The sequence below is a fragment of the Pseudomonas gozinkensis genome (genome assembly GCF_014863585.1).
GTDB classification, from domain to species: Bacteria; Pseudomonadota; Gammaproteobacteria; order Pseudomonadales; family Pseudomonadaceae; genus Aquipseudomonas; species Aquipseudomonas gozinkensis.
Genome location: NZ_CP062253.1, coordinates 3,455,526 through 3,469,594 on the forward strand (window position 1 = coordinate 3,455,526; position 14,069 = coordinate 3,469,594).

The 14,069-nt window shown below is 62.2% G+C and carries 12 protein-coding genes; 11 read left to right on the plus strand and 1 reads right to left on the minus strand.

Features of this window, described 5'->3' with window-relative positions:
• Positions 1-381 precede the first annotated feature (381 nt).
• Genes arnB through IHQ43_RS15205 form a run of 10 tightly spaced genes read left to right on the plus strand, consistent with a single transcriptional unit; the run spans position 382 to position 11,353 of the window.
• On the plus strand, positions 382-1,530 hold the full coding sequence (gene arnB, locus IHQ43_RS15160; protein ID WP_192561132.1) for a UDP-4-amino-4-deoxy-L-arabinose aminotransferase: 1,149 nt from the start codon (positions 382-384) through the stop codon (positions 1,528-1,530).
• Complete coding sequence (gene arnC / locus IHQ43_RS15165) at positions 1,527-2,561, plus strand: undecaprenyl-phosphate 4-deoxy-4-formamido-L-arabinose transferase (RefSeq protein ID WP_192561133.1); 1,035 nt, start codon at positions 1,527-1,529, stop codon at positions 2,559-2,561. The genes arnB and arnC overlap by 4 nt, the downstream gene beginning before the upstream one ends.
• Positions 2,558-4,549: a bifunctional UDP-4-amino-4-deoxy-L-arabinose formyltransferase/UDP-glucuronic acid oxidase ArnA gene (gene arnA, locus IHQ43_RS15170; RefSeq protein WP_192561134.1), complete on the plus strand. Its 1,992-nt coding sequence runs from the start codon at positions 2,558-2,560 to the stop codon at positions 4,547-4,549. The genes arnC and arnA overlap by 4 nt, the downstream gene beginning before the upstream one ends.
• Positions 4,549-5,433 (plus strand): 4-deoxy-4-formamido-L-arabinose-phosphoundecaprenol deformylase, encoded by an 885-nt coding sequence (gene arnD, locus IHQ43_RS15175; protein WP_192561135.1) that lies wholly within the window; start codon positions 4,549-4,551, stop codon positions 5,431-5,433. The genes arnA and arnD overlap by 1 nt, the downstream gene beginning before the upstream one ends.
• Positions 5,430-7,079, plus strand: a complete 1,650-nt coding sequence (gene arnT / locus IHQ43_RS15180) for a lipid IV(A) 4-amino-4-deoxy-L-arabinosyltransferase (RefSeq protein WP_192561136.1) — start codon at positions 5,430-5,432, stop codon at positions 7,077-7,079. The genes arnD and arnT overlap by 4 nt, the downstream gene beginning before the upstream one ends.
• On the plus strand, positions 7,076-7,420 hold the full coding sequence (gene arnE, locus IHQ43_RS15185) for a 4-amino-4-deoxy-L-arabinose-phosphoundecaprenol flippase subunit ArnE (protein WP_192561137.1): 345 nt from the start codon (positions 7,076-7,078) through the stop codon (positions 7,418-7,420). The genes arnT and arnE overlap by 4 nt, the downstream gene beginning before the upstream one ends.
• Complete coding sequence (arnF, locus tag IHQ43_RS15190; protein WP_192561138.1) at positions 7,417-7,821, plus strand: 4-amino-4-deoxy-L-arabinose-phosphoundecaprenol flippase subunit ArnF; 405 nt, start codon at positions 7,417-7,419, stop codon at positions 7,819-7,821. Before arnE ends, arnF begins: the two co-directional genes overlap by 4 nt.
• Positions 7,818-9,197, plus strand: a complete 1,380-nt coding sequence (locus IHQ43_RS15195) for a UDP-glucose dehydrogenase family protein (RefSeq protein ID WP_085610361.1) — start codon at positions 7,818-7,820, stop codon at positions 9,195-9,197. The genes arnF and IHQ43_RS15195 overlap by 4 nt, the downstream gene beginning before the upstream one ends.
• Complete coding sequence (locus IHQ43_RS15200) at positions 9,170-10,789, plus strand: ArnT family glycosyltransferase (protein WP_192561139.1); 1,620 nt, start codon at positions 9,170-9,172, stop codon at positions 10,787-10,789. The genes IHQ43_RS15195 and IHQ43_RS15200 overlap by 28 nt, the downstream gene beginning before the upstream one ends.
• Before the next feature lie 36 nt (positions 10,790-10,825).
• Positions 10,826-11,353 carry a GNAT family N-acetyltransferase gene (locus tag IHQ43_RS15205; RefSeq protein ID WP_192561140.1) on the plus strand — a complete coding sequence of 176 codons (528 nt, stop codon included), beginning with the start codon at positions 10,826-10,828 and terminating at the stop codon, positions 11,351-11,353.
• Here IHQ43_RS15205 and IHQ43_RS15210 read toward each other — a convergent pair.
• Positions 11,337-12,302, minus strand: a complete 966-nt coding sequence (locus tag IHQ43_RS15210) for a LysR family transcriptional regulator (protein WP_192561141.1) — start codon at positions 12,300-12,302, stop codon at positions 11,337-11,339. The genes IHQ43_RS15205 and IHQ43_RS15210 overlap by 17 nt on opposite strands.
• A 298-nt stretch (positions 12,303-12,600) precedes the next feature.
• Here IHQ43_RS15210 and argH point away from each other — a divergent pair, with 298 nt between their 5' ends.
• The gene (gene argH / locus IHQ43_RS15215; RefSeq protein WP_192561142.1) at positions 12,601-14,028 is read left to right on the plus strand and encodes an argininosuccinate lyase; all 1,428 of its coding nucleotides are present in this window, start codon (positions 12,601-12,603) and stop codon (positions 14,026-14,028) included.
• The last annotated feature ends 41 nt before the right edge of the window (positions 14,029-14,069 follow it).

A 14,069-nucleotide genomic window follows, 5' to 3' on the forward strand; every position in this document is an offset into this window, starting at 1 on the left:
GTCGGGCCTTGAGTAAAAACAGTTCAACACAGCAACTAACAACTGCAACATTCTTAATATAAGGGGAACACTTCCGTAGGACTTTTCTACTAAAAACCGCGATAAACGGTAGAAGTCTGAACAGTGGCTGTATGGGTTTCAGATAAACGATTCGCCGACCGGTTTTTCATGTTCCTTTCACAAAAACGGGCATAACCTTAATTCCACTGAGTCCTGTGCCGGCGCTGCCCAAGCTGCCGGGCAATGCCTGAAAAGTCAACCGAACCCGACGTTATGTCGTCTTGGCAACTTATTGATGCAAAGGATTTTTTCGCGTCTACGCTTTGATTGGATCCAACACTTCAGTGGATCTATTTCTTTTTTCTTTGCAATGAGGTGTGCATGAGTCAGGCGTTTCTCCCCTTCTCCCGCCCCAGTATCGGTGATGAAGAAATTGCCGCCGTGGAGCAAGTTCTGCGCTCCGGCTGGATCACCACCGGGCCGAAAAACCAGGCACTCGAAGAACAGTTTGCGCAGTACGTTGGATGCCGGCACGCCGTGGCTTTGTCCTCGGCCACCGGCGGCATGCACATCACCCTGCTGGCGCTGGGCATCGGTCCCGGCGATGAAGTGATCACCCCGTCGCAGACCTGGGTCTCGACCGCCAACATGATTTCCCTGCTCGGCGCCACGCCGGTGTTCGTCGATGTCGACCGCGACACCCTGATGACCGACGCCGCGCGCATCGAAGCCGCCATCACGCCGCGCACCAAAGCGATCATTCCCGTGCATTACGCCGGCGCAGCGTTCGATCTCGATCCACTCTACGCGCTGGCCGACAAGCACGGCATCGCTGTGATCGAAGACGCCGCCCATGCCGCTGGCACCCGCTACAAGGGTCGCCACGTGGGTTCGCAAGGCACCGCGATCTTCTCGTTCCACGCGATCAAGAACATGACCTGCGCCGAAGGAGCAATGTTCGTCACCGACGACGAAGCGCTGGCCAGCCGTGTACGCATGCTGAAATTCCACGGTCTGGGCGTCGATGCCTATGATCGTCTGACTGGTGGCCGCAAGCCTCAGGCCCAGGTCATGGAGCCCGGTTTCAAATACAACCTGGCCGACATCAACGCCGCCATTGCCCTGGTGCAACTCGAGCGTCTGGATGCAATCAACACTCGCCGCACCGAACTGGCCACGCAATACCTGCAAAAACTCGAAGGCCTGCCGGTGCAACCGCTGGCCGTGCCGCAATACGCCCAACAGCACGCCTGGCACCTGTTCATCCTGCGCATCGACAGCGAGCGCTGCGGCATGGACCGCGAAGCCTTCATGAAGGGTTTGCAGGAGCAAGGCATCGGCACCGGCATCCACTTTATCGCCACCCACCTGCACACCTGGTATCGCCAGCGTGACCCGCACCTTTACCTGCCCGACACCGAATGGAACTCGGCGCGGCTGTGCTCGATTCCGTTGTTCCCCGACATGACCGACCAGGATCTGGACCGGGTCGTCGGAGCCATTGAACACCTGATGGGGAAACGCCCGTGAGACCTTATCCGATTCATTGCGTGTCGATCGTCATCCCGGTCTACAACGAAGAAGACAGCCTGCCGGAACTGCTGCGCCGCACCCAGGCTGCGTGCCAGCAACTGCGGCATGACTACGAAATCGTGCTGGTCGACGACGGCAGCCGCGACGCCTCCGCGCAACTGCTCGAAGACGCCGCCTCAGTCGAAGACAGCCCGTTCGTGGCGGTCATCCTCAACCGCAACTATGGCCAGCACGCAGCAATCATGGCCGGTTTCGAACAATGCAAGGGCGACGTGGTGATCACCCTCGACGCCGACCTGCAGAACCCGCCGGAAGAAATTCCGCGTCTGGTGGCCGAGGCCGAAAAAGGCTTTGACGTGGTCGGTACTGTGCGCGGCAACCGTCAGGATTCGGCACTGCGCCGCTATCCGTCGAAACTCATCAACCTCGCCGTGCAGCGCTCCACCGGTGTTGCCATGAGCGACTACGGCTGCATGCTGCGCGCCTACCGCCGCACCATCATCGACGCGATGCTCGCCTGCCGCGAACGCAGCACGTTCATTCCGATCCTGGCCAACAGCTTCGCCCGCCACACCACCGAAATCGTCGTGGCCCACGCCGAGCGTGAGCACGGCGATTCGAAGTACAGCCCGATGCGTTTGATCAACCTGATGTTCGACCTGATCACCTGCATGACCACCACCCCGTTGCGCCTGCTGAGCATCGTCGGCTTCGCCATGGCCGGGCTCGGCGTGCTGTTTGCCGTGGCGTTGATCGTATTGCGTCTGGCCTTCGGTTCCGGCTGGGCCGGTGACGGCATGTTCGTGCTGTTCGCTGTGCTGTTCGTGTTTACCGGCGGCCAGTTCATCGGCATGGGCCTGCTCGGCGAATACCTGGGACGCATGTACAGCGACGTGCGCGCCCGCCCGCGTTTCTTCATTGAAAAGGTGCTGCGCAGCCACCCCGCCACTCCGGCGCCTGCGGTCACCGTTGATGGTCTTTCCTCTACTGCTTCTACAACTTCTACTACCGGTCAGGTTCTCTCATGAGCGCAAAAACTGTTGTCTTCGCTTACCACGATATTGGCTGCGCCGGCATTCAAGCCCTGCTCGACAGCGGCTACGACATTGCGGCCGTGTTCACCCATGCCGACGATCCGCAGGAAAACGCGTTCTACGCCTCGGTCGCGCAACTGTGCGCCAACAAAGGCATCGCGGTTCACGCACCGGAAGACGCCAACCACCCGTTGTGGATCGAGCGGATTGCCAAGCTCAATCCGGACTACATCTTCTCGTTCTACTACCGCAACCTGCTGAGCGAGCCACTGCTGGCGCTGGCCAAAAAAGGCGCATTCAACCTGCACGGCTCGCTGCTGCCACGCTACCGTGGCCGCGCGCCGGCCAACTGGGTGCTGGTCAACGGTGAAACCGAAACCGGCGTCACCCTGCACCGCATGGTCAAACGTGCCGATGCCGGCGCCATTCTCGCCCAGCAGCGTGTGGCCATCGAACGCAGCGACACCGCGCTGAGCCTGCACGGCAAACTGCGCACGGCCGCCAGCGACCTGCTGCGCGACGCACTGCCGGCGATGCTTCAGGGCAAGATCACCGAGACCCCGCAGGACGAATCCAAGGCCACCGTGTTCGGTCGCCGCACCCCGGCGGACGGCAAACTGGTCTGGGCCCAACCGGCCGAGCAATTGTTCAACCTGGTGCGTGCCGTGACCCAGCCCTACCCCGGCGCCTTCTGCGCAGTGGGCGAGCACAAGCTGATCGTCTGGAGCGCGGAAGTCGTCAAGGGCAACGAAGGCCAGGCGCCGGGCCGGGTCATCAGTGTCGATCCGCTGCGCATCGCCTGCGGTGAAGATTCGCTGGTGATCAACGCCGGACAGCGCAACGACAACGGCCTGTACCTGAGCGGCCCGCAACTGGCCAATGAGCTCGGTCTGGTGGACGGCTCGCTGCTGCGCGGTGCCGAATCCGGCCGTGGCCCTCGTCGTACACGCGTGCTGATCCTCGGGGTCAACGGCTTCATCGGTAACCATTTGTCCGAGCGCCTGCTGCGTGACGAGCGCTACGAAGTCTATGGCCTGGACATCGGTTCCGACGCCATCGACCGTCTGCGCAGCCATCCGCGTTTTCACTTCGTCGAAGGCGACATCAGCATTCACTCGGAGTGGATCGAGTACCACATCAAGAAATGCGACGTGGTCCTGCCGCTGGTGGCCATCGCCACGCCGATCGAATACACGCGCAATCCGCTGCGGGTGTTCGAGCTCGACTTCGAAGAAAACCTGAAACTGGTGCGCTACTGCGTCAAGTACAACAAGCGCGTGATCTTCCCGTCGACCTCGGAAGTCTATGGCATGTGCCAGGACAAACACTTCGACGAAGACCGCTCCAACCTGATCGTCGGCCCGATCAACAAGCAGCGCTGGATCTACTCGGTGTCCAAGCAACTGCTGGACCGCGTGATCTGGGCCTACGGCGCCAAAGGCCTGAACTTCACCCTGTTCCGCCCCTTCAACTGGATGGGCCCGCGCCTCGACCGTCTGGATTCGGCCCGTATCGGCAGCTCCCGCGCCATCACCCAGTTGATCCTCAACCTGGTGGAAGGCACGCCGATCCGCCTGTTCGACGGCGGCGAGCAGAAGCGCTGCTTCACCGACATCGCCGACGGCGTCGAGGCGCTGGCGCGGATCATCGATAACGACAACGACGTCTGCAACGGCCAGATCATCAACATCGGCAACCCGGACAACGAAGCCAGCATTCGCCAGTTGGGCGAAGAACTGCTGCGTCAGTTCGAGGCTCACCCCTTGCGCAGTAACTTCCCGCCGTTCGCCGGTTTCCGCGACGTGGAAAGCAAGGCGTTCTACGGTGCCGGTTACCAGGACGTGGAACACCGCAAACCGAGCATCGCCAACGCCAAACGTCTGCTGGACTGGACGCCGACCGTGGAAATGCGCGAGACCATCGGCAACACGCTGGACTTCTTCTTGCGTGAAGCGATGCTCGAAATCGAGAGCAAGCGTTGATGCAGGCCGGTTTGCGCATCGACGTCGACACCTTTCGCGGCACCCGCGAAGGCGTGCCGCGTCTGCTCGAGATCCTCGACGAGGCGCAGATCAAGGCGACGTTTTTCTTCAGTGTCGGCCCGGACAACATGGGCCGGCATCTGTGGCGCCTGATCCGCCCGCAGTTCCTGTGGAAGATGCTGCGTTCCAACGCCGCCGGCCTCTACGGCTGGGACATCCTGCTCGCCGGCACGGCGTGGCCTGGCAAGCCGATCGGTCGCGACCTCGGGCACCTGATGCGTCAGGCCCGGGCCGCCGGCCACGAAGTCGGCCTGCACGCCTGGGACCACCATGGCTGGCAGGCCAACGCCGGGCGCTGGAGCGATGCGCAACTGGTCGAGCAGATCCGTCAGGGCGTCGACACCTTGAGCGACATCCTCGGTGAAAAAGTCACGTGTTCGGCCGCCGCCGGTTGGCGTGCGGACGAGCGTGTGATCGAAGCCAAACAAGCCTTCGGCTTTCGCTACAACAGCGATTGCCGTGGGCAGCGGCTGTTTCGTCCGTTGCTGGCCGATGGCTCGGCCGGCGCACCGCAGATTCCGGTGGACTTGCCGACCTTCGATGAAGTGGTCGGACCGAGCGTGGCGGCGAAGGATTTCAACGCTTTCATCCTCGACCGGTTCCGCCCGGACAACCTCAACGTCTACACCATTCACGCCGAAGTAGAAGGGATTCTGATGGCCGAAGATTTTCGTCGACTGCTGGCCGAGGCACGCCAGCGACACATCCACTTTCAGCCGCTGGGCGACTTGCTGCCCGCGTTTCTCAACACCCTGCCCATCGGCCGTGTGCAACGCGGCGCACTCGAAGGCCGCGAAGGCTGGCTGGGAGTGCAAGGCGCATGAGCAAACGCTTGGCATTGCCGCTGTTGCTGGGGCTTTTTCTGCTGGCCTACCTGCTGCCGCTCGGCACGCATGGCTTGTGGATTCCCGATGAAACCCGTTATGCGCAGATCAGTCAGGAGATGTTGCTGACTGGCAACTGGGCTTCGCCGCATTTCATGAACCTGCGTTACTTCGAAAAACCGGCGGCCGGTTACTGGATGATCGCCCTCGGGCAGGCCGTGTTCGGGCAAAACCTGTTCGGCGTGCGGTTTGCCTCGGCCCTGAGCACCGGGCTGAGCGTGCTGCTGTGCTTTCTCATCGCCCGCCGTTTGTGGAACGAGCCGCGCAAAAGCTTCGTCTGCGCCCTGCTCTACATGAGTTTCGCCGTCGTCGCCGGCCAGGCCGGTTACGCCAACCTCGATCCGCAGTTCACCTTTTGGGTCAACCTGAGTCTGGTGGCGCTGTGGTTCGCCCTCGACAGCCGTTCCAATGGTCAGCGCCTGGCCGGTTGGGCGGTGCTGGGCCTGGCGTGTGGCATGGGGTTCATGACCAAGGGTTTTCTCGCCTGGCTGCTGCCGGTGCTGATCGCCTTGCCGTGGATGCTCTGGCAGAAACGCTGGAAGGAATTGCTGCTGTACGGCCCGGTGGCCATCGCGGTGGCGATCATCGTCAGCCTGCCATGGGTGCTGGCGGTGCACGGTCAGGAACCGGATTACTGGCGGTTCTTCTTCTGGCACGAGCACATCCGCCGTTTTGCCGGCGACGATGCCCAGCATGACGCGCCGTGGTGGTTCTATCTGCCGCTGCTGGTGGCATTCAGTCTGCCGTGGGTCGGCATGTTGCCGGTGGCACTGAAACAGGCGTGGCAGACCCGCCGCGAAACCGGCATCGCGTTTCTCGGGCTGTGGCTGCTGATGCCGCTGCTGTTCTTCAGCCTGAGCAACGGCAAGCTGCCGACCTACATCCTGCCGTGCCTGCTGCCGCTGGCCTTGCTGCTGGGCCATGCGCTGGCCGATCGCTTGCGGCTGGAGCAAAGCCGGGCGCTGGGCCTCAATGGCCTGCTGAACCTGTTGCTGGGCATCGTCACGCTGATCGGGCTGGTTTACGTGCAGCTCAAGCGCCCGCTGTACGACCACGAATTGCACAGTCTGGTGCTGGTATTCATCGCCCTGACCGGCTGGATCATCAGCAACCTGTTGCAAGCCTTCCGCCCGTTGCAATGCTGGGCGGCGCCGGCGGTGGGCAGTCTGCTGCTGATCGCATTGCTGCCGGCGGCACTGCCCAAGTCGGTGGTTGCCAACAAAATGCCTGACCAGTTCGTCCTCACCCACCAGGTGGAACTGGCGACGACCACGCACCTGTTGAGCAACGACCTGGGCGCCGCGTCGGCCCTGTCCTGGCGCCTCAAGCGCCCGCAAGTGGCGCTGTACAACACGATAGGCGAATTGAAATATGGCCTTGCCTATCCTGACGGCATTCAACAACGGGTCGATCCCGATCAGGTGCAACAGTGGATGCGCGAAGCCCGCAAGACCGGTTCGGTCGGCGTGGTGATGCGGGTCAAGGGGCAAGACGAACTGGACGAACTCGACAGACTGCCCAAGGACGGCACCCGATATGAGCAGGGCAACCTGGTGATCATGATCCTGCCGCAGGAGGCGTCATGAGCCTGTGGCTGCTGTTGTTCGCCTGCCTGCTGACCTGTCTGGGCCAGGTCGCGCAGAAGTTCGCCGTGGAGAGCTGGCGCGGCGTCGATTCGGCGTGGACTGAAAAGCTCCGTTCACCCTGGCTGTGGCTGGCCCTGTTCGCTCTTGGCGCCGGCCTGCTGGTGTGGCTGCTGGTGTTGCAGCGTCTGCCGGTCGGGATCGCCTACCCGATGCTCAGCCTCAATTTCGTGATCATCACCCTGATCGCCCGCTTCGCGTTCAAGGAGCCCGTCGACGTTCAACACTGGTTCGGCGTGCTGTTGGTGATCGGCGGCGTGGCGCTGTTGGGGCAGCAGTCATGAACCAGCGCCGTGGAATCCTCTTCGCCCTGGCCAGCGTGCTGCTGGTCAGCGTGGCGCAATTGAGCATGCGCTGGAGCATGACGCGCCTGCCCCGCCCGGATCAGTGGCTGACCGTACAAAGCGTCGATTCAGTTGCGCTGGCCGTGGTGCTGGCGGCGATCTTCGCCTACGCGCTGTCGATGCTCTGCTGGCTCGCCGCCCTGCGGGATCTGCCGCTGGGCCGGGCCTATTCGCTGCTGAGCATCAGCTATGCGCTGGTGTACCTGCTGGCGGCCGGCCTGCCGCTGTTCAACGAATCTTTCAGTTTCTCTAAATCACTGGGCGTGGCGCTGGTCATGCTCGGGGTCATCACCATCAACACTCGTCCGGCCCGTGCGCCCGAATTGAGGAGTTCGCCATGAAAATCACAGTATTTGGTAGCGGTTATGTCGGCCTGGTGCAGGCCGCCGTGCTGGCCGAAGTCGGCCATGACGTGGTGTGCATGGACATCGACGAGAAAAAAGTCGAGCTGCTGCGCCAGGGTCACGTCAGCATCTTCGAGCCGGGGCTGGCCAGTCTGGTCCGCGAGGGCCTGGACGCTGGGCGCCTGCAATTCACCTGCGATGAAAAACTTGCGGTGCAGCATGGCAAGGTCGCGTTCATTGCCGTCGGCACCCCGTCGAAAGAAGACGGCTCGGCCGACCTGCGTTACGTGCTGTCGGTGGGTGACGCCGTGGCCCGGCATCGTGAGCAACCGCTGATTCTGGTGGAGAAATCCACCGTGCCCGTCGGCACGGGCGACACCTTGCGCACGCACCTGGACAAAGCTCTGGTCAAGGCCGGGCGCCTGTTGCAGTTCGATATCGTCTCCAACCCGGAATTTCTCAAGGAAGGTTCGGCGGTCGCCGATTGCCGCCGTCCGGACCGGATCGTCATCGGCTGCGAGCGCGAAGAAGTGCGCGACGTGATGCGCGACCTGTACTCACCGTTCAACCGCAACCACGACCGCATCATGTTCATGGACCTGCGCAGCGCCGAGCTGACCAAGTACGCCGCCAACTGCATGCTGGCGACCAAGATCAGCTTCATCAACCAGATCGCCGAGCTGGCCGAACACCTGGGCGCGGACATCGAATCGGTGCGCCAGGGCATCGGCGCCGACAGCCGCATCGGCTACCACTTCATCTACCCCGGTTGCGGTTACGGCGGCTCGTGCTTCCCCAAAGACATGCGCGCGCTGATTCACAGCGCCGAAGAGGCGCACTGCTCCAGCGATTTGCTGCAAGCGGTGGAAGCGATCAACCAGCGGCAGAAACACAAGCTGTTCGAACGCATCAACGCGTTCTACAAGGGTGAACTGCGCGGCAAGACCTTCGCCGTCTGGGGCCTGGCCTTCAAACCGAACACCGACGACATGCGCGACGCGCCGAGCCGGGTCTTGCTGGAATCGCTGTGGGCCGCCGGCGCCAATGTGCGGGCGTTCGACCCGGAAGCGATGCAGGAAACCCAGCATCTGTACCCGGACGAGTCGAAACTGATGTTGATGGGCACCCCGGAATCGGTACTCGCCGGTTCCGACGCGCTGATCATCTGCACTGAATGGCAGCAATTCAAGGCGCCAGATTTCGACCTGATCCAGCAACGCCTCAAGGCCCCGGTGATCTTCGACGGCCGCAACCTGTACGACGCCGAACGCCTGGCCCGCAACGGCTTCCATTACTTCCCGATGGGCCGTGGCGAATCGCGCACCCTGCCGATTCCGTTGCAGCAATGGCCGCACGCCTCGGACGTGGCTTGATCGGTTTAACCCCAGCCCTGCGCCGGCAGTCCCTGATCGCAGGGCTGCTGGCGTTCTTGCTGTTCATCGCCGGCGTGTACGGGCGGGCGCCCATCGGTTTCGACTCGCGCTTCGTGCTGTTCGCCCAGGAAATGCTGCGGCACGGGCCCAGTGTGTTTCCCACCACTTATGGTGAGCCGTACGCCGATTATTCTTCGCTCTCGACCTTGTTCATCTGGCTGTTGTCGTTGCCGTTCGGGACGGTCAACAGCCTGACGGCGTGGCTGCCGAGCGCTGTCGCCGGCGCAGTAATCGTGACGTTGATGTATCGCTTGCTCGCGCCTTCATCCGTGCGCTGGGCGGTGGTCAGCATCGCGCTGCTGATGCTCACCAGCACCTTCATCACCGAAACCCGCGCGGTGTCGCAGGACCTGATGCTCGCCGCCGTGGCGTTTTCGGTGTTCTACCTCGGTTATGCCCACGACCATTTTGCTGCCGGTCGACGCTGGCCGCTGGTGTTCATTCTGTTGCTGTTGGGGTTTGGCATCCGCGGGCCGATCGGGCTGGTGGTACCGACCGGCATGCTGTGCAGTTACTACCTGCTGGATCGCCAATGGTGGCGTCTGTTGACCTTCGGTGTGCTGGCTTCGCTCCTGCTGGCGGCCTGCGTCGGGCTATTGCTGTGGCTGGCGGAGGTCAGCGGCGGGCCGGCGTTTCGGCAGGACGTGATCCGCATGCAGTTCATGGGGCGCATGGACGGCAGCGAAGGCGTCAGCGGTTCGCTGTATTACTTCACCAGTTCTCTGGGCAACTACGCGCTGGCGTATCCGCTGGCCTTGCTGGCACTGGCGGCGGCGTGGCTGAGCAAGCCCCGGCAACGCGGCCCGGCCTTACGACTGGTGCAATATTGCGCTGCGGCGGGGTTGATCGTGATGCTCGGGCTGTCGATTCCCCAGGCGAAAAAGGCCCGTTACCTGCTGCCGATGCTGCCCATGGCGGCGATCATTGCGGCGTATCCGTTTCAGGTGTTGCACGGCCGGGTGTTTGCCTGGCTGCGCGTCGGCATGCAGGGATTGTGGCTGCTGATCCCTGCGTTGTTGATCGTCCTGCTGTGGGTGGCGCAGCGTCGGTTTCCCGAGGCCTTGACCGACCTGACGCCGGTAATGATCGTGCTCGGATTGCTGCAACTGGCCGCGTTGTCGCGGTTGTGGCTGCAGCGCTGGCGAACCGAAGTCCTCGTGTTCAGCGCCGTGCTGGCGGTCTGGGCGGCGTACGCGCTGGTGTTCGAGCCGGTGGAGCGCCAGCTCTATGACACGCGCACCTTCAGCCAGGCGGCGCTGGCGCGGGTCCACGAGCAACCCGCGCCGCTGGTGCTGCACGGCATGGGCAAGGACGCCAAGGCCATCAAGTTCATGGTCAATGTCGAGCAGGATCTGCAACCGCTGTTCACTGAAACCACGCAAGCGCTCGAAGCACTCAAGGGGCCGGCGTGGCTGATGATGGATCGCAGCGACCTCCAGGCCCTGCAAGGCACGCCGCTCGGAGCGCTGCAGCCGGTGCTGAGCGGCCGTTTCGACAAAAACGATTATGTATTGCTGTGGCTGTCGCCTTAACCTGCGCGCCTTGATTTCGACAGGGACCGCTGACTGATGACCTTCACCATGCGACAGGCCCTTGCAGCCGATGCCATCGCCCTCCCCGCCATCGAGCGCTCGGCCGCCGAGCTGTTTCGCCTCGACCCTTCACTGGCCTGGCTGGCGAATGCCGCCGTGCCGCAGGCGTCGGCGCATTTACCGGCGATTGAACGGGGCGAACTGTGGGTCGCAGAAAACAACGACGGACAACTTGCAGGCTTTTTAAGGGCGGTGACTGTCGACCAACAGTTGCACATTGAGGAACTGTCCGTCAGCCAACACTTTCAGGGCCGGGGCGTCGGTCGCAAGTTGCTGTTGGCGGCGATTGAACAGGCGCGTCTGTGGCAACTTCGGGCGGTGACGCTGACGACGTTTCGCGATCTGCCGTGGAATGCGCCGTTCTATCAACGCATGGGTTTTGCGCTATTGAACGCCGAGGAAAGCGATGCGCGCCTGAACCATGTATTGCGCGATGAAATCGCTCACGGATTGCCCGGCGAGCGACGTTGCGCCATGCGCCTGATACTCACGTCGTTGCCTTGAGATCAACCCCCAGCGCCTGGGCGAACGCCTTGACCAGCGGACTGCGCACGGTGTTGTGCCGCAGGATCAGATTGAACGGCGTGTCGAAGTGGACCAGCTCCGGGCACACCGCGCGAAACTGCCCGGCGGCCACCAGCGTAGCGGCGTAATGCTGCGGCAGAAAGCCCACGAAACGCCCGGTCTTGATCAGCAACGCCACCGCTTCGACCTGGGTCGCCGAGGCGGAAAAACTGTCGTAGCGAGCAAAGTTGAGCTTGTCGCGATGGATCGCATAGCGGTGGTTGATGCACTCGTAATCCTGCAGCACGTTGCCGCCCATCTGCTCCGCGGGCCTGTCGAACAACGGGTGGCCGACGGCGCAGTAAGCCTGCGAGCGCTCTTCATAGAGCGGGTAATAATCGAATTCTTCGCGTTTTTGATAAACCGGGACTATTCCGGCAACTAAGCGCCCTTCCACAACGCCTCTTTCCACTTCATCCAGCTGGGTCGCCTGAAGTTGAAACCTTACTTTCGGCGAATGTTCATTTATCTTTTTAAGCGCAGCAACTAACGGCGAATTATCGTCAGTGATCGTATTATCGATCACCCCCACTCCTAGGTCGCCGATGAGTTCGTTCTGCGCTGAACTTAGCCGATCACGAAAGTTGTCGACCGAGGCAAACAGATCAATCGACGCCTGATACACCAGACGCCCTTCTTCGGTCAGGTGAAACCCTTCGCGCCCCCGGGTACACAGGCGCATGCCGATGCGGATTTCCAGGTCGGAGATCTGCTTGCTGATCGCGGCCAGGCCCACGTTCAGCTCGTTTTGCGCCGCGCTGAAGCCGCCGGCCTCGACCACTGCCTTGAACACCTTGAGCAGTTTGAAATCCAGTCCGCTGAGGGCCAAAGGTGCCCGGTGAGCGGTTTTTACCGGTGGGTTTCCGGAATTGGAAAGTGGGGTTTCCATAATGCTGATTTACCTCTGGCGCAATGTTCAACAATCTGTGTCCAACAACAAAAACATCGCCGGCTAATAATAATGATCACAGAAAACAAGCCTTGGCAACCGCCAAAAAATCCCGAACATCAGTGCCAACTCACTGATCGCCAAACATTAAAAGCTGACACTTCGATCAGCTCTTGTCTCTTTGCAACTGCCCTCTTGAAAACTGCTTTGGCCTGATTCTGTCCGCTGACTCTTCAGCGCGACTTTCAGGGCCATGCACACCGATTTCAGTTCGCGTTACCGACGAGGAAAACAACAAATGTCTCAAACCACCGACCGTCTCTGGGGTGCCCGTTTCAAAAGCGGCCCGTCCGCAGCCCTGGCGGCCCTGTCCCGTTGCCCCGAGCGCTATTTCCGCCTGACGCCGTACGATCTGGCCGGCTCCAAGGCCCACGCCGGGGAACTGCAACGTGCCGGCCTGCTGGACGAGCAGGAAACCCGCACGATGATCGAAGCCCTGGACGGCATCGGTGCCGATTTTGCAGCCGAGCGCATCGCCCCGACGCTGGACGACGAAGACGTTCACACCTTCATCGAGCGCCTGCTGACCGAACGCCTCGGCGCGCTGGGCGGCAAGCTGCGCGCCGGCCGTTCGCGCAACGACCAGACCGCCAACGACCTGCGCCTTTTCCTGCGTGATCACGTCCGCACCCTGGCCGTGGAAGTGCTGGCCCTGCAAACGGCGCTGGTGGATCAGGCCGAACAGCACGTCGAAAGCATCTGCCCGGGTTTCACCCACTTGCAGCAGGCGCAACCGATCGTGTTCGCCCACCACCTGCTGGCCCACGCCCAATCGATGCTGCGTGACGTGCAACGTCTGGTGGATTGGGATGCGCGCACTTCGCTGTCGCCCCTTGGTGCTGCGGCCATGGCCGGTTCCGCGATCGCTCGCCAGCCGCAGCAATCGGCCAAGGAAATGGGCTACGCCGGGGTCTGCGAAAACTCCATCGATGCCGTGGCCAGCCGCGATCACGTCGCCGAATTCCTGTTCATCGCCAGCATGCTCGGGATCAACATCTCGCGTCTGGCCGAAGAGTTCTGCCTGTGGTCGTCGCGCCAGTTCCGCTGGGTCGATCTGGACGACGCCTACGCCACCGGCAGCTCGATCATGCCGCAGAAGAAAAACCCGGACATCGCCGAACTGGCCCGGGGCAAGGCTGGCCGTCTGATCGGCAACCTGACCGGTTTGCTCTCGACGCTCAAATCCCTGCCGCTGTCGTACAACCGCGACCTGAGCGAAGACAAGAACGGCGTGCTCGACAGTGTCGACACCCTGCTGCTGGTGCTGCCGGCCATGGCCGGGATGGTTGCGACCATGACCGTCAACGTAGAGGAGTTGCGCCGTCAGGCGCCACTGGGTTTCACCCTCGCCACCGAAGTCGCCGACTGGCTGGCCGTGCGCGGCGTGCCCTTCAAGGAAGCTCACGAAATCACCGGTGCGCTGGTTCAGGCCTGCGAAAAACACGACCTCGAATTGTGGGAAGCCTCGCCGGCGCTGCTGGCCGAAATCGACCCGCGCCTGACGGCAGACGTGCGTGACAGCCTGACCCTGGAAGCCGCCATCGCTGCCCGCAGCGGCTGGGGCGGCACCGCGCCGCAACAGGTGCGCGAGCAGATCGGCCGCCTGAAAACCGCCCTCGCCGCGCAGCAACAGTGGACCGAAAACTACCAGGGCTTCCGCCTCTAAGCCACGACGGCGGTCCCTGTGGGAGCTGCGGTGCGACGACT